Source organism: Streptomyces sp. NPDC058274 (assembly GCF_042881375.1).
GTDB lineage: Bacteria > Actinomycetota > Actinomycetes > Streptomycetales > Streptomycetaceae > Streptomyces.
Genome location: NZ_JBHVXW010000002.1, coordinates 372,718 through 389,008, shown reverse-complemented (window position 1 = coordinate 389,008; position 16,291 = coordinate 372,718). Strand labels below are relative to the sequence as shown.

The following is a 16,291-nucleotide window of genomic DNA, read 5'->3' as shown; positions in this document are numbered from 1 at the left end:
GCCGTACGACGGTCTACTTGGGCTGCGGCTTGCGCACCGAGAGGTGCAGCTCGCGCAGGCGGGTCTCGTCCAGCTCCGTCGGCGCGCCCATCATCAGGTCCTGGGCGTTGCCGTTGAGCGGGAAGGCGATGGTCTCGCGGATGTTGGGCTCGTCGGCGAGGAGCATCACGATGCGGTCCACGCCCGGGGCGATCCCGCCGTGCGGCGGGGCGCCGAAGCGGAACGCGCGGAGCATGCCGGCGAACTGCTCCTCGACGGTCTCGTGGTCGTAGCCCGCGATCTCGAAGGCCTTGAGCATGATCTCGGGCTCGTGGTTCCGGATCGCGCCGGAGGACAGCTCGACGCCGTTGCAGACGATGTCGTACTGCCAGCCGAGGATGTCCAGCGGGTCCTGCGTCTCCAGGGCCTCAAGACCGCCCTGCGGCATCGAGAAGGGGTTGTGCGAGAAGTCGATCTTGCCGGTGTCCTCGTCCTTCTCGTACATCGGGAAGTCGACGATCCAGCAGAACCGGAAGACGTTCTCCTCGAAGTTGCCCGAGCGCTTCGCGGCCTCGACCCGCACCGCGCCCATGATCTTCGAGACCTCGTCGAACTCACCGGCACCGAAGAACACCGCGTGGCCGGGGGCCAGGGAGAGGCGCTTGGTCAGCTCGGCGACGTTCGCCTCGGTGAGGAACTTGGCGATCGGGCCCGTCAGAGCACCCTCCTCGCCGACCCGCACCCACGCCAGGCCCTTCGCGCCCTGCTCGACCGCGTAGTCACCGAGGCCGTCGAAGAACTTCCGCGTCTGACCGGACACGTCCGGCACCGGCAGGGCCCGTACGTGCTTGCCCGCGAAGGCCTTGAACTCGGAGCCCTCGAAGATGTCGGTGATGTCGACGAGCTCCAGCTGGGCCCGCAGGTCCGGCTTGTCGGAGCCGTACTTCAGCATCGACTCGCGGAACGGGATGCGCGGGAACGGCGAGGTGACGTGACGGCCACCGCCGAACTCCTCGAACAGCTCCGTCATGAGCTTCTCGATCGGCTGGAAGACGTCCTCCTGCTCGACGAAGCTCATCTCCACGTCGAGCTGGTAGAACTCGCCCGGCGAACGGTCCGCGCGGGCGTCCTCGTCGCGGAAGCACGGCGCGATCTGGAAGTAGCGGTCGAAGCCGGAGATCATCAGCAGCTGCTTGAACTGCTGCGGCGCCTGCGGCAGCGCGTAGAACTTGCCCGGGTTCAGCCGGGAGGGGACCACGAAGTCGCGCGCGCCCTCGGGGGAGGTGGCGCTGAGGATCGGGGTCGCCATCTCGTTGAAGCCCAGCGCCGTCATCTTGTGACGGATCGCGGAGATCACGGCCGTACGCAGCAGGATGTTGCGGTGCATGCGCTCGCGGCGCAGGTCGAGGAAGCGGTACTCCAGGCGCCGCTCCTCGTTGACCCCGTCCTCGGCGTTGATCGTGAAGGGCAGCGGCTGGGCGGCGCCGAGCAGCTCGACCTCGCCGACCTCGACCTCGATCTCGCCGGTCGGCAGCTCCGGGTTCACGTTCTCCGTGCCACGCGAGACGACCTTGCCGTCGATGCGGACGGTCGACTCCTTGGAGACCTTGTCGAGGGCCTCGTAGGCGGGCGTGCCCGGACGGGCGACCAGCTGCGTGATGCCGTAGTGGTCGCGCAGATCGACGAAGAGGATGCCGCCCAGGTCTCGGCGATTGTGCAGCCAGCCGCTCAGCCGGACGTCGCTGCCGACGTCAGAGGCGCGGAGCTCGCCGCAGGTGTGGGACCTGTACCGATGCATCGTCGTTCATCCAGTCTTCGCGGATCGGGGTGTGTTTCACGTGAAACTTCCGGGCCGGCGCCCGGATGCCCCAAGGGTACCGGCCACCTCAGGATCGGCTCCCCGAATACTCTCGGTGGCACCTTTCGATCACCTCTTCCTACAGTGGGTGAATGCGCACTGGTGAGCCCCTGCCCACCGTGGGGGACGTTCTGGCCGCCCTCGCGACCGGGCTGTGGCGTTGGAACAACGACGCCGGGCTCGTCACGCTGGACGCGGAGGCGGCCCGGCTCCTCGGGCTGCCGGCCGAGCCCACGACCCTCACGGAGGCGGGTGTCCGCTCCCGTCTCCATCCGGTCGACTGGAACGAGATAGACGGCATCGTGCAGCTCGCTCTCGCCGAGGGCACCCTCGCCGAGGCCCGGATGCGGGTCATGGACGAACAGGGCCGGGTCATTCGTACGGTGCGCAGCCGCTCCAGGCCGACGGCCGACTCCCAAACGGGGGAGTACGAGCTGCTCGGCACCCTCCAGGAGGTCAGCGAGCAGCCGCCGGGCGCCGCCGCCCGCACCCCCGTCACCGGCGACTGGCGCCGCTCGCGTGAGGCGTTCCTGCTGGACGCGGGGCGTGCCCTCGCGGAGGCACGGTCCACGGAGGAGGTGCTGCGGGTCGCGGCCGGCCTGTCGATGCCGGGTTTCTCGCCGGACGGGCTGGCCGTCTTCGGCGCGGAGGGCGACCGGCTCACGATCATCGGCCACCACGGGCACCAGCCGGGCGACGAGGGCCCGTTCTCCCAGATGTCCCTGGACACGGACTACCCGGCCGCGGAGGTCGTCCGCACGGGCCGTGCCGTCTATCTCTCCACCCCCGAGGACTACAAGGCCCGCTATCCGGCCTCCTGGCCGCTCGCCCAGCGCTTCGGGCGCCAGTCCTGGGCGTTCCTGCCGCTGACCGTCGCCGGACGCACGATGGGCGCGTGGATGGCCGCCTTCACCTATCCGGTCTCCTTCACGCCCGACGAGCGTTCGGTGCTGACGACGGTGGCGCGGATGCTGGCCCAGGCCCTGTCCCGGGCGGGCGTCACCGAGTCCGAGCGGGAGCTGACCGACGGCCTGCAGCGCTCGATGATGCCGACCCTGGGCCCGCAGATACCCGGCATGATGGTGGCCGCCCGGTATGTGCCCACCGGTGGCGGTCTCCAGGTCGGCGGCGACTGGTACGACATGATCCCGCTGCCCGGGGGCACGTCCCGCACCAAGTCCGGCGCCGGACGGTTCGCCCTGGTCATCGGGGACGTCCAGGGCCATGACGTACGGGCCGCCGGGCTGATGGGCCAACTGCGGATCGCCCTGCGCGCGTACGCCTCCGAGGGGCACCGCCCGGACGCGGTGCTCTCGCGCGCCTCCCGCTTCCTGTACGGGATCACCAACTCGGTCACCCCCGAGGACGAGGACGCGGACCCGCGCTTCGCCACCTGCCTGTACGTCGAGGTGGACCCGGCGACCGGCATGCTGGACATCGCGCGCGCCGGGCACCCGGACCCCGCGATCCGCATGGCCGACGGGACGGTGCTGATGCGGCCGACGGCGGGTGGGCTCCCGCTGGGGATCGACCCGGACGCGGACTATCCGACCACCCGGCTGGCCCTGGAGCCCGCCGAGACCATGCTGCTCTGCACGGACGGTCTGATCGAGACCGGCGGCCACGACCTGGACACCGGCTGGCGGCGGATCCGCCGGATCCTGGAGGAGCACGACGGCGACATGGAGGCCCTCGCCGACTCGCTGGTCCAGGCCGTCCACGGCCCGTCCTCGCACCACACGACCGGGCCGCTCGCCGACCGGCGCGAGGACGACATAGCGGTGCTGCTGCTGTGCCGGCTGGGCGACGGATGCGGTTGCGGCGACGCGGTCGCCGTGGTCCAGCCGCCGGTGCGCCGCACGATGGTCAGCGTCGCGCAGGCCGAGCCCGAGCGGGTCGCCGGCGCCCGTCAGCAACTGCGCGAGCTGCTCCACGACTGGGCGAGCGACGACCAGGTCGACTCGGCGGTGCTGATGACCTCCGAGATGGTGACGAACGTCCTCGTGCACACCGACGCCGACGCGCTGCTCATCGCGGAGATGACCGGGGAGGGCGGCGATCGCCGGCTGCGGGTGGTGGTCACGGACGCCAGCGACGACCTGCCGCACAAGCGCCACCCGGGCGAACTGGCGTCCTCGGGGCGGGGACTGGTCCTCATGGAACTCCTGGCGGACGCGTGGGGCGTCGATCCCCAGGGCCAGGGCAAGAGCATCTGGTTCGAACTCTACGAATCGTCCGCCAAGGACCCCGACGACCCCGACGACCCCGACGACTCCGGCCCGTCCGACGTGCCCGCGGCATAGCGGGTACGCAGCTCGGAGAGGATCCCGAACGCGGCCGCCGTCAGCGGTACGGCCAGCAGCATCCCGAGGATCCCGGCCACGGACGCGCCCGCGGTGATCGCCAGCATGACGACCGCCGGATGCATCTGCACCGTACGGCTCTGGATCACCGGCTGGAGGACGTGCCCCTCCAGCACCTGGACGGCGAGCACGACCCCGAGTGCCCACAGCGCGATGACGAATCCCCGGTCCGCGAGGGCGACCAGCACCGCCACCGCACCGGAGAGGAACGCCCCCAGATAGGGGATGTAGGCCGCCACGAAGACCAGCGCGCCCAGCCCCACCGCTCCCGGGACACCGAGGATCAGCAGTCCGACGGTGATGCAGATGGCGTCGATGAGCGCGATGAGGGTCGTCCCGCGCATGAAGCCCTCGACGGCTTCGAAGGCCCGCCGGGCCATGGCCTCCACGGTGTCGGCCGTGCCCTGCGGGGAGAGCGTGCGCAGGGCTCGCATGGCGCGGCCGGAGTCACGCAGGAAGAAGAAGACGAGCAGCAGGGCGAGGACGGCCATGGCGAGGGTCTCGCCGACCACGCTGACGCCGCTGATGACGTTGGAAGCGGCGGTGCCGCCGAACTTGGTCAGCAGGTCCTTGGCGTTGGAGGCCAGGTCGTCCAGGGAGGTGCCCGCCGCCCCGAAGTGTTCGGCGAGCGAGGTCGCGGCCTGCTTGAGCGAGGCGACGATCTGGTCGCCGGTGTCGATGAGCGCGGCGACGACGATGTAGACGGCGCCGCCCACGACCACGACCACCGCGACACAGGTGAGCCCGGCGGCCAGCGACGGATTGACCTTCACCTTCACCAGGCGCCGGTGGAGCGGCCCGAGCAGCGCCGTGCCGAGCAGCGCGAGCAGCACCGGCACGACCGCCGTCCGCAGCTCCCCGCACAGCCGGATCCCGACCCACCCCACACCCGCGACGAGCAGGATGACGGCACACCAGGCCGCCAGCCGCCGGGCACCTTCGGGGAGTAGCTGCACGCCTCCACCCGACCATGCGGGCACGGGGCCGTCCCGTCGGAACGGTCCAGCCGGGTAACACGGCGTCAGGGCGCGCTCGCCGTCGCCGTCGCCGCACCGCGCGGGCGGGCGGGCGGGCGGGCGGCCAGAGCCTTCGGTCGTCCAGCGGTGTCACCGTCGGCGTCAGGCTTCCCGGTTCCGGCTCATCCGGCCTTCGGGCCTCCGAGCCTCCGGGCCTCCGGGCCTCCGGGCCTCTGGGCCTCCGGGCGGGATCGACCCGGATGCCCGGACGACTGCCCGTTGCCCCAACTGCCCTATTCCTAGGCGTTTCTGGCGGTTCATCAGTCACGAGATCACGTGACCATTCCGAGGTAGATTTTTTGCACACGAGTGTGCAAATCTGTTGCCGCGGACGCCCGGAGTGATCTTCGTCTCAGGTGCGGCTCAGTGCGAGCCCCTGCGACATCCCTCCGTTCGTCCACCCCCCACCAACGAACTCGGAAACGGACTCCATGTCGCACAGAATTTCACGTCGCCGACTGCTGAGCGCAGGGATGGTGCTCGGTGCCGTCGGGACGGTCGGGGCGGTCACCCGGGCCATAGCCACCACCCCGGCCGGGGCGCAGAGCTCTCCAGGGGACCAACTCACCTTTCCCTCACCGGACCTGACGCCGTACGTGGACGACCTGTGGATCCCCCCGTCGCTGAGCGGTGACCGCACGCTGTCGATGGCCCGGTCCAGCCACCGCTTCCACCGGGACCTGGGCACCGCGCCCACCTGGTCCTTCGGAGGTCAGCCGTATCTGGGCCCGACGATCGAGGCCCGGTCGGGAGAGAAGCTCAAGCTCACGTTCGCCAACAACCTCGACGGCCACCTCTTCGCCAAGGACATCGACACCTCCCTGGACGGAGTGAGCGAGGAGGACCGCACCCGGCCGCGCACCTCGGTCCATCTGCACGGCTCGGTCGTGCGGCCCGAGTTCGACGGGCACACCGAGAACACCTTCCGCACCGGCACGTCGATGACCTACGAGTTCACCAACGGGCAGGAGGCCACTGCCCTTTGGTACCACGACCACGCGATGGGGATCACCCGGCTGAACGTCCCCGCGGGGCTCGCCGGGATGTACCTGATCCGGGACGAGTTCGACACCGGCACCTCAGCCAACCCGCTGGGCCTGCCGAGTGGCGACTACGAGATCCCCCTGATCGTCGCCGACCACCGTTTCCACGCGGACGGATCGCTCAATCCCCGTACCGCCCGCAGCACCCCCGAGGGCACACTCCAGGGGCCCATGATCGGCGACACGATGTCGGTGAACGGCGTCGTGATGCCGACGCTGGAAGTGGCGCGGGGGCTGTACCGGTTCCGGCTGCTGAACGCGTCCAACTGGCGGGCGTACCACCTCTATCTGTCCAACAACATGCCCTTCCGGGTCATCGGGAACGACGGTGGTCTGATCAACAGCAGTGTCAGCACCACATCGATCCGGGTCAGTCCCGGTGAGCGCGCGGATCTGCTGGTCGACTTCTCCGGCCTGTCCGGCGGCGACACGGTCGAGCTGCGCAACGACGAGCAGGTGAACCCCTCCATCGCCGCCACCAGCGGTGCCTACACCCTGCCCCGGGTCATGCGCTTCACCGTCTCCAGCAGCCGTGGCTTCACCAAGCCGGCGCCCACCGGGCTGCGCGGCGGTCCTTCCCAGCCCGCCGCCCTGCCGCCGGCCACCGCGGTGTCGAACCGGCGCGTGGTGGGTCTGACGATGACGGCCGAGGGCATGGCGCTCAGCAACCTCTGCTACGGCGACGATCCGGTCGAGAAGCCCAGGCAGGGCAGCACGGAGGTCTGGGAGATCGTCAACTCCACCGTGGAGGACCACCCCGTTCACCTGCACCTGGTGAACATGCGTGTCCTCAGCCGGCAGTCCATCGACACCGCCGCCTACATCAAGGACAACCCGGTTCCGGCCATGGGAACCCGCTGGGCCCCGCCGGCCGACCGCTACCTCAAGGGCGACCAGCAACCCCCGGAAGCCTGGGAGGCCGGCCTCAAGGACACCGTGCTGTGTCCGGTGAACACGGTCACCCGCGTCCTGGTCCGCTTCCCCACCGCCGACGAGCTGGGCTTCGATCCCGACGCGGTGTTCACGTCCCAGAGCGGTGACCGGCTGCAGGGCTACGTCTGGCACTGCCACCTCATCGACCACGAGGACAACTGCATGATGGCCCGGTACCGCATCGTCTCCTGACGCTCCCCGGCGGCCCGGACCACCGCGGAAGGCCCCGTCCAGGACCTTGCGGAACCTGGACGGGGCCCTTCCTTGCGCGGGCGCGGGAGGCCTACAGGCCGCCCTCGGACATCCCGTGCACCGCCGGAATGGTGCCGAGGCGGCCCTTCTGGAAGTCCTCGAAGGCCTGCTGGAGCTCCTCGCGCGTGTTCATCACGAAGGGGCCGTAGTGGGCCATGGGCTCACGGATCGGCTGACCGCCGAGGATCACGACCTCCAGGTCCGGCGTGTTCCCGTCCTGCTGCTCGTCCGCGCGGACGGTCAGCGAGGAGCCGGCACCGAAGACGGCGGTCTGGCCGGTGTGCACCGGCCGGCGGTCCGCGCCGACGCTGCCGCGGCCCGCGAGGACGTACGCCAGACCGTTGAAGTCCTCGCGCCACGGCAGGGTGAGCTCGGCGCCGGGCGCCACGGTCGCGTGGATCATGGTGATCGGCGTGTGCGTGATGCCGGGGCCCTGGTGGCCGTCCAGCTCACCGGCGATGACCCGCAGCAGCGCGCCGCCGTCGGGGGTGCTCAGCAGCTGGACCTGGCCACCGCGGATGTCCTGGTAGCGCGGCGCCATCATCTTGTCCTTGGCCGGCAGGTTCACCCACAGCTGGAGGCCGTGGAAGAGGCCGCCGGACACCACGAGCGCCTCCGGCGGGGCCTCGATGTGCAGCAGGCCGGCGCCGGCGGTCATCCACTGGGTGTCGCCGTTGGTGATGGTGCCGCCACCGCCGTTGGAGTCCTGGTGGTCGAAGATCCCGTCGATGATGTACGTGACGGTCTCGAAGCCGCGGTGGGGGTGCCAGGGGGTGCCCTTGGGCTCACCCGGCGCGTACTCCACCTCGCCCATCTGGTCCATCATGATGAACGGGTCGAGGTGGCGGTAGTTGATCCCGGCGAACGCGCGGCGGACCGGGAAGCCCTCGCCCTCGAAGCCGCCCGGAGCGGTCGTCACGGCGAGCACGGGGCGGGCCACGGCGTCGGCGGGCGCGACCACACGGGGCAGGGTCAGCGGGTTCTCGACGGTCACTGCAGGCATGTCGGGTACCTCCTTGGCTTCGAGTTTAGTTGACTATTGAACTTCTTGCCACCCGTAACGACGAACGCCCGGAGGGCATTCCCTCCGGGCGTTCGGGTGGGGCGGGCCTGTCAGACGCAGGGCCGGCTCGTCAGCCGTACATCCTGCGCATCGCGAAGTCGACCATCTGCTCCACGGCCTTCGCGTCGAAGACCATGCGATGCTCGCCCTCCATGTCGAGGACGAAGCCGTAGCCGGTCGGCAGCAGGTCGATCACCTCGGCGCCGGTGATCACGAAGTACTTGGACTCCTTGCCGGCGTACCGGCGGAGCTCCTTGAGCGAGCTGAACATCGGGATCACGGGCTGCTGGGTGTTGTGCAGCGCCAGGAAACCGGGGTTGTCGCCGCGCGGGCAGTAGACCTTCGACGTCGCGAAGACCTGCTGGAAGTCCTCCGCGGACATCGATCCCGTGGTGAACGCGCGCACCCCGTCCGCGAGGGACGGCGGGGACGGCTCGGGGTACAGCGGCGGCTGCTGCCCGTACCCGCCGGACATCTGCTGCTGCGGCTGGGCGTACTGCTGCTGAGCGCTCGCGTTCTGGTCGTAGCCGTACATGCGTCAAAGAGTAGTGGGCCACATATGGGCCATCAGGGGTTGATTCTTATTACCGACGGGTAGCATCATCGTAGCTACTTGCTGGTATGTGTAACGAGGCTGCTGGATCCACGGCCTCCCCGATCCCTTACGGAGCCGTCGCCATGGGGCACTACAAGTCGAATCTCCGCGACATCGAGTTCAACCTCTTCGAGGTCCTCGGGCGCGACAAGCTGTACGGCACCGGCCCGTTCGCGGAGATGGACACCGACACCGCGAAGAGCATCCTCGAGGAGCTGACCCGCCTCTCGGAGAACGAGCTGGCGGAGTCCTTCGCGGACGCCGACCGCAACCCGCCGGTCTTCGACCCCGAGACGAACACCGCTCCGGTGCCCGCGTCCTTCAAGAAGAGCTACCAGGCCTTCATGGACTCCGAGTACTGGCGGCTCGGCCTCCCCGAGGAGATCGGCGGCACCACCGCGCCCCGCTCCCTGATCTGGGCCTACGCGGAGCTGGTGCTCGGCGCCAACCCGGCCGTGTGGATGTACTCCTCCGGCCCCGCGTTCGCGGGCATCCTCTTCGAGGAGGGAACCGAGGTCCAGAAGCACATCGCGAAGATCGCCGTCGACAAGCAGTGGGGCTCCACCATGGTCCTCACCGAGCCGGACGCCGGCTCGGACGTCGGCGCCGGCCGCACCAAGGCGGTCCAGCAGGAGGACGGCTCCTGGCACATCGAGGGCGTGAAGCGCTTCATCACGTCCGGTGAGCACGACATGTCGGAGAACATCCTCCACTACGTACTCGCCCGCCCCGAAGGCGCGGGACCCGGCACCAAGGGCCTCTCCCTCTTCCTGGTGCCGAAGTACGAGTTCGACTTCGAGACCGGCGAGCTGGGCGCGCGCAACGGCGTCTACGCCACGAACGTCGAGCACAAGATGGGCCTCAAGGCGTCCAACACCTGCGAGATGACCTTCGGCGACCGCCACCCCGCCAAGGGCTGGCTGATCGGCGACAAGCACGACGGCATCCGCCAGATGTTCCGCATCATCGAGTTCGCCCGCATGATGGTCGGCACGAAGGCCATCTCGACGCTGTCGACCGGCTATCTGAACGCCCTCGAGTACGCCAAGGAGCGCGTCCAGGGCCCGGACCTCGCGAACTTCATGGACAAGACCGCGCCCAAGGTCACCATCACCCACCACCCCGACGTGCGCCGCTCGCTGATGACGCAGAAGGCGTACGCGGAGGGCATGCGCGCGCTGGTGCTGCACACCGCCGCGATCCAGGACGAGATCCAGGTCAAGGAGGCCGCCGGCGAGGACGCCGCCGCCCTCGAGGCCCTGAACGACCTGCTCCTGCCGATCGTCAAGGGCTACGGCTCCGAGAACGGTTACGAGCAGCTCGCGCAGTCCCTGCAGACCTTCGGCGGCTCCGGGTTCCTCCAGGAGTACCCGATCGAGCAGTACATCCGCGACGCCAAGATCGACACCCTGTACGAGGGCACGACCGCGATCCAGGGCCAGGACTTCTTCTTCCGGAAGATCGTCCGCAACCAGGGCGCGGCGCTGAACTCCCTCGCCGAGGACATCAAGAAGTTCCTGGCGCTCGGCACCGGCGGCGAGGAGCTGTCCGCCGCCCGCGAGCACCTCGCCAAGGCGGCCGTCGAGCTGGAGGCCATCGTCGGCCTGATGCTCACGGACCTCGCGGCGACCGAGCAGGACGTCAAGAACATCTACAAGGTCGGTCTGAACACGACCCGGCTGCTGATGGCCTCCGGTGACGTCGTCGTCGGCTATCTGCTGCTGCGCGGCGCCGCCGTGGCCGCCGAGAAGCTGGAGACCGCCTCCGCCAAGGACCGGCCCTTCTACACCGGCAAGATCGCGGCCGCGAAGTTCTTCGCCGCGAACGTCCTGCCGGGCGTCACGGGTGCGCGGAAGCTCGCCGAGGGCGTGGAGCTGGACCTGATGGAGCTGGACGAGTCCGCGTTCTGAGGCCGGACGGGTCCTGGCCCGCTTCTGGTGCCGGACCGCTTCTGGTGCCGGACCGCTTCCGGTTGCCGGACCGCTTCCGGATGTTGAGCGCAGGTGGTCGGCCGGGCTCGGGTGGGCTCGGGTTTTCGGCGTGATGGTCGGCCGGGCTCGGCCGGGCTCGGGTATCCGGCGTGATGGTCGGCCGGGCGCGGCCGGGCTCGGATTTTCGCGTGGTGGTCGGCCGCTTCGCGGTGGTCGGGGTCGGCGCCCGCCCTGTCACAGCGGGCAATTGGGGCCTCCGGACACCTCCCGGACGGACCCCGCGGTTCCGCCGGGCAGGCCTCCACACACCTCTTACCAGGGCCCGCTCCCAACCCCGGGAGCGGGCCCTCGGGCGTCGTTAAGGTGAACCCCATGAGCACACCCTCCCGCTTCGATCGCGGCCACACCGACGACCTCATGACCTTCCTGGCGGTGACCCCGACGCCGTACCACGCCGTGGCGAACGCCGCGGAGCGGCTGGAGAAGGCCGGATTCCGTCAGGTCGCCGAGACCGACGCCTGGGACGGGACGACCGGCGGAAAGTACGTACTGCGCGGCGGCGCCATCGTCGCCTGGTACGTCCCAGAGGGCGCCGCCCCTCACACAGCCTTCCGGATCGTCGGCGCCCACACCGACTCCCCCAACCTGCGGGTCAAGCCGCTGCCCGACAGCGGCACGCAGGGCTGGCGGCAGGTCGCGGTCGAGATCTACGGCGGCCCGCTGCTCAACTCCTGGCTGGACCGGGACCTCGGCCTGGCCGGACGGGTCTCGCTGCGGGACGGCTCGACGCGCCTGGTCAACATCGACCGCGCACTCCTCCGCGTCCCCCAACTCGCCGTCCACCTGGACCGTTCCGTCTCCACCGACGGCCTGAAACTGGACAAGCAACGCCATCTGCAGCCCATCTGGGGACTGGGAGACCCCCGCGAGGGCGACCTGATCGCCTTCGTCGAGAACGAGACGGGCCTGTCCGCCGGCGAGATCACCGGCTGGGACCTGATGACCCACTCCATCGAGCCGCCCTCCTACCTCGGCCGCGACCAGGAACTGCTCGCCGGCCCGCGCATGGACAACCTGCTGTCCGTGCACGCCGGAACCGCCGCCCTCGCCGCGGCGGCGGCCACCGACCGGCTCTCCCACATCCCCGTCCTCGCCGCCTTCGACCACGAGGAGAACGGCTCCCAGTCGGACACCGGCGCGGACGGACCGCTGCTCGGCAGCGTGCTGGAGCGCTCCGTCTTCGCCCGCGGCGGTACGTACGAGGACCGGGCCCGCGCCTTCGCCGGCACCGTCTGTCTGTCCTCCGACACGGGCCACGCGGTCCACCCCAACTACGCCGAGCGGCACGACCCGACGCACCACCCCCGCGCCAACGGCGGTCCCATCCTCAAGGTGAACGTCAACAACCGCTACGCCACGGACGGTTCGGGCCGCGCGATCTTCGCCGCCGCCTGCGAGAAGGCCGGCGTCCCCTTCCAGTCCTTCGTCTCCAACAACTCGATGCCCTGCGGCACCACCATCGGCCCGATCACCGCGGCCCGGCACGGCATCAAGACGGTCGACATCGGCGTGGCCATCCTCTCCATGCACAGCGCGCGTGAACTGTGCGGCGCCGACGACCCGTTCCTGCTGGCCAACTCCCTGGTCGCGTTCCTGGAGGAGTAGTTGGGCATGTCCGGCGCACGGTCGGGTACCCGGGTTGAGCCTGGCAAGACGCCAAGTCGGCAACAGGAGGCGACACCCATGGGCCTGGGCGGCTGCATCATTCTGATCGCCGTAGGGGCGATCCTCACGTTCGCGACCGACTGGGACATGAAAGGGGTCAACCTGGACCTGGTCGGCATCATCTTCATGATCGCCGGACTGATCGGCGTGGCGACCTTCAGCAGTATCGCCAAGCGGCGGCGCACGGTCGTACGGCCGGCCTCACCGGTGGTGGAGGAAGAGCGCCGCGGCTACAGCGACGGTTACGGCGGCTGAGCGCACGCACGGTGGAACGGCACGGCGGAAGGGGAGGACGGAGATCGACCGTCCTCCCCTTCGCTCTGCCGCGACCGGCGGGACCGGTTCACTCCGCCACGACCGGCGGGACCGGTTCACTCCGCCACGACCGGCGGGACCGGTTCACTCCACCGCAACCGGCGGGACCGGTTCACTCCGCCGCGACCGGCGGGACCGGTTCACTCCGCCGCGACCGGCGCTGCCGACGGCGCCGTCAGTCCTACCCCTCGCCCTCGCCCCCGTCCCCGCCCCCACCCCCGTCCTCACTCTCGTCCATCCCTGCCAGGACCAGCGCCAGTCGGTCCGCTGCGCCTTCGGTGAGCCGGAGCGGCACGCCCCAGTCCTGCTGGTGGACATGGCATGCCGGGTACTCGTTGGCCGGGTCGTCGTCGCAGGACGCGGCCATGGCGGAGACGTGCAGGACGCCCTCCGTGACCGAGGGGTTCAGCCGGACGGCACGGGACAGGTCCGTCCCCGCTCCGTCGCCCTCCAGCAGCAGCTCCGGTGGGGTCGAGGACACCAGCAGGCGCGTGGACGGCCCGTACCGGGTGTCCAGCTTCTGACCCGCCGGAGCCTGGAAGATGACGTCCAACCGCAGCCTGCCGGGGGCCACTTCGGTCGCCGCGCGCTGTGTGCGGTGGGCCACCGACTCGACCCGCACCGCCTCCTCGGGCAGCCGCAGACGCGTCAGCCGGTGCCGGGCCGACTCGACGACGACCACGTCCGAACCCACGACCACCGCGTCGCTCGGCTCCCGCAGGTCCGTCGCCAGCGTGGTCACCTCGCCCGTCGCCGGATCGAAGCGGCGCAGGGTGTGGTTGTACGTGTCGCTGACGGCGACCGATCCGTCGGGCAGCGCCGTGACCCCCAACGGGTGCTGGAACAGGGCCTGTTCGGCGGGCCCGTCCCGGTGGCCGAAGTCGAACAGGCCGGTGCCGACCGCCGTGTGGACGACGCCGTCGAGGTCCACCCAGCGCAGCGCCGAGGTCTCGGAGTCGGCCAGCCACAGGCGGTCCCGCTCCGGGGAAACCGCGAGCCCGGACGGCTGCGCGAACCAGGCGTCCGCCACCGGCCCGTCCACCAGACCCTCGTTCGTCGTGCCGGCCGCGACGGAGACGGTCCCGTCCCCCGGGTCGTACGCCCACAGCTGGTGCACGCCCGCCATGGCGATCCAGATCCGGCCGCCGAAGACCGCCACGTCCCACGGGGAGGAGAGGTCCACCTCGCGCGCGGGGCCGGACGTCGGCGAACCCTGCCACCACTGGCGGCCGGTGCCCGCGAGGGTGGTGACCTCGCCGGTGCCGAGATCGAGGCGGCGGAGCGCGTGATTGACGGTGTCGGCGACGACCACCGCGGCGCCGTCGTCCACCAGCGCCAGACCCTGCGGTTCATTGAAGCCGGCCGCGTCTGCCGGACCGTCGGCGAATCCGCGCACCCCGGAGCCGACACGTCGGACGACGGACTCACCGTCGGGCGCCAGCTCCACCAGTTGATGCCGCGTCGTGTCACTGACCAGGAAGGTCCCCGAGGGCAACAGCAGCGCCTTGCCCGGGAAGCGGAGGTCGGTGGCCACCGGCTCGGGCGCCACGTACGGCCCGTCGCCGCGGCGCAGCGTGCCCTTGGCGGCGTGCTCGGTCTCCAGCTCCTGGACGAGCCGCTCGATGGCGTGGGCGTGCCCCTCGCCCGCGTGCTGCGCGACGACGTACCCCTCGGGGTCGATCACGACGAGCGTGGGCCACGCCCGCACGGCGTACTGCTTCCAGGTGGCGAGGTCGGGGTCGTCGAGGACGGGGTGCTCGACGCCGTACCGCTCGACGGCGTCCACCACCGCCTGGTGCTCGGCCTCGTGCACGAACTTCGGCGAGTGCACACCGATGATCACCACCGTGTCCCGGTGCTTCTCCTCCAACTCCCGCAACTCGTCCAGGACATGCAGACAGTTGATGCAGCAGAACGTCCAAAAATCCAACACGACCACGCGTCCTCGCAGGTCGGCGAGGGTGAGGTCGGTGCCTCCCGTGTTCAGCCAGCCGCCCCTGCCGGTCAGCTCGGGGGCGCGGACGCGGGCGCGACGCGATGCGGAGTGGTTCATGGATCAAGGGTGCCACTCACGGCCGCGGCCCTCGGTTCACCTGTGGATAACTCCAGTTACGCTCCGTATCCGAATCTCACGAGATGCGCACGAGGCGTGACGGAGAGATGCTCGTCGCAGACAGGGGGGCGACTGCAAGGGAGCAGTTCCATGGCACGAAAGCCCGATGAATCCACGCCTGAGCCCGGGATGCGGGACCGTGAGGACATGCGGGACCCCGAGGGCATGCAGAACCGCGGTCGTATGCGGGACCGCGACAACCCGCGGGACCCCGAGGGCATGGAGGACAGGGACCGCCGGGAGCGGCGCGGTTCGGACGCCGGGATGCCCGGTTCCGGTCCGCGCGAGCGCGCCCGCGGTGACGAGAACCTCGCCGAGGACGACGACGAGACGTGGTCGGACGGCTACCGGTAATCGGCAACTGGTAACCGACGGGCGGTAACCGGTCGTGCGGTTGGCGTCGAGTCCCCGCGGCTGTCCTGCCGCGGGGACTCTTCCGCGCCCGCCGCGGGGACCCTTCCGCGCCCGGGCGACCCGGAGCACGCCGGCCCCGCGGGGCTCAGCTCACGGACGTCACCCGAGCGCGTGCCCCGTCGTCACGTCCACGTGCGCGGGGACCTCGTCATGGTGGTCCCCGACGCTGAGCGTGCCGGTGGGCTCGAACAGGAGCAGCGAGGCGCCCGACGGGGCGATCGGCTTGTGTTCCGTGCCGCGCGGGACGGTGAAGACGGACCCCCGGGGCAGGACGACGGTCCGCTCTCCGTCCGGTTCCCGCAGCGCGATGGTCAGCTCGCCGTCGAGGACGAGGAAGAACTCGTCGGTGTGGTCGTGCACGTGCCAGACGTGTTCGCCCTCGACCTTGGCGACGCGTACGTCGTAGTCGTTGACGGCGGTGACGATCCGCGGGCTCCAGAGGTCGTCGAAGGAGGCCAGGGCCGCGGCCAGGGAGATGGGTTGACTGAGTTCGCTGCTCATGGGCTCATCCTGGGCGTGGTCCCAGGGCCTCGCGAGTGCTAGAAATCGCACACGCCGCAAGAATCCTCGCAAGCAGCAGAAGCAGCAGGCGCAGCACAGGCAATAGAGGCAGTGATGTCAATAGAGGCACCGCGGGCAGAAGAGGCACCGCAGGCATGGCAGAGGGTTCCCCGAGCCTGGAAGGCGCAGG

The 16,291-nt window shown here is 70.1% G+C and carries 12 protein-coding genes; 6 read left to right on the top strand and 6 right to left on the bottom strand.

From position 1 onward, the window contains the following. Positions 1-13 precede the first annotated feature (13 nt). Complete coding sequence (gene aspS, locus ACFVYF_RS06200; protein WP_389451496.1) at positions 14-1,777, bottom strand: aspartate--tRNA ligase; 1,764 nt, start codon at positions 1,775-1,777, stop codon at positions 14-16. A 152-nt stretch (positions 1,778-1,929) separates the two neighbouring features. Here aspS and ACFVYF_RS06195 point away from each other — a divergent pair, with 152 nt between their 5' ends. Beyond that, a complete protein-coding gene (locus tag ACFVYF_RS06195) occupies positions 1,930-4,140 on the top strand; it encodes a SpoIIE family protein phosphatase (RefSeq protein WP_389451493.1) in 2,211 nt (736 codons plus the stop codon). Here the strand turns inward: ACFVYF_RS06195 and ACFVYF_RS06190 are convergent. Continuing rightward, positions 4,062-5,156, bottom strand: a complete 1,095-nt coding sequence (locus ACFVYF_RS06190; protein ID WP_389451490.1) for an AI-2E family transporter — start codon at positions 5,154-5,156, stop codon at positions 4,062-4,064. The genes ACFVYF_RS06195 and ACFVYF_RS06190 overlap by 79 nt on opposite strands. Positions 5,157-5,647: 491 nt before the next feature. Here ACFVYF_RS06190 and ACFVYF_RS06185 point away from each other — a divergent pair, with 491 nt between their 5' ends. After that, positions 5,648-7,384, top strand: coding sequence for a multicopper oxidase family protein (locus tag ACFVYF_RS06185; protein WP_389451487.1), 1,737 nt, complete (start codon positions 5,648-5,650; stop codon positions 7,382-7,384). A gap of 91 nt (positions 7,385-7,475) precedes the next feature. Here the strand turns inward: ACFVYF_RS06185 and ACFVYF_RS06180 are convergent, their stop codons facing one another. Then, positions 7,476-8,447: a pirin family protein gene (locus ACFVYF_RS06180; RefSeq protein WP_389451484.1), complete on the bottom strand. Its 972-nt coding sequence runs from the start codon at positions 8,445-8,447 to the stop codon at positions 7,476-7,478. A gap of 130 nt (positions 8,448-8,577) precedes the next feature. Then, positions 8,578-9,042 (bottom strand): SseB family protein, encoded by a 465-nt coding sequence (locus tag ACFVYF_RS06175; RefSeq protein WP_389451481.1) that lies wholly within the window; start codon positions 9,040-9,042, stop codon positions 8,578-8,580. 143 nt (positions 9,043-9,185) lie between these two features. On the opposite strand from ACFVYF_RS06175, the gene ACFVYF_RS06170 reads away from it, so the two are divergent. From ACFVYF_RS06170 to ACFVYF_RS06160, 3 genes are all read left to right on the top strand, one after another. Further along, positions 9,186-11,012 (top strand): acyl-CoA dehydrogenase, encoded by a 1,827-nt coding sequence (locus ACFVYF_RS06170; protein WP_389451478.1) that lies wholly within the window; start codon positions 9,186-9,188, stop codon positions 11,010-11,012. A gap of 393 nt (positions 11,013-11,405) precedes the next feature. Beyond that, complete coding sequence (locus tag ACFVYF_RS06165; protein ID WP_389451475.1) at positions 11,406-12,698, top strand: M18 family aminopeptidase; 1,293 nt, start codon at positions 11,406-11,408, stop codon at positions 12,696-12,698. 78 nt (positions 12,699-12,776) lie between these two features. Further along, entirely contained in the window at positions 12,777-13,013 is a 237-nt protein-coding gene (locus ACFVYF_RS06160) for a DUF6458 family protein (RefSeq protein ID WP_383286060.1), read from the top strand. 241 nt (positions 13,014-13,254) lie between these two features. Here ACFVYF_RS06160 and ACFVYF_RS06155 read toward each other — a convergent pair whose 3' ends face one another. Next, on the bottom strand, positions 13,255-15,126 hold the full coding sequence (locus ACFVYF_RS06155; RefSeq protein ID WP_389451472.1) for a thioredoxin-like domain-containing protein: 1,872 nt from the start codon (positions 15,124-15,126) through the stop codon (positions 13,255-13,257). 150 nt (positions 15,127-15,276) lie between these two features. On the opposite strand from ACFVYF_RS06155, the gene ACFVYF_RS06150 reads away from it, so the two are divergent. Next, entirely contained in the window at positions 15,277-15,540 is a 264-nt protein-coding gene (locus tag ACFVYF_RS06150) for a hypothetical protein (protein WP_389451469.1), read from the top strand. A gap of 159 nt (positions 15,541-15,699) precedes the next feature. On the opposite strand, the gene ACFVYF_RS06145 is transcribed toward ACFVYF_RS06150, so the two are convergent. Beyond that, entirely contained in the window at positions 15,700-16,101 is a 402-nt protein-coding gene (locus tag ACFVYF_RS06145; RefSeq protein WP_389451466.1) for a cupin domain-containing protein, read from the bottom strand. Between the last annotated feature and the right edge of the window lie 190 nt (positions 16,102-16,291).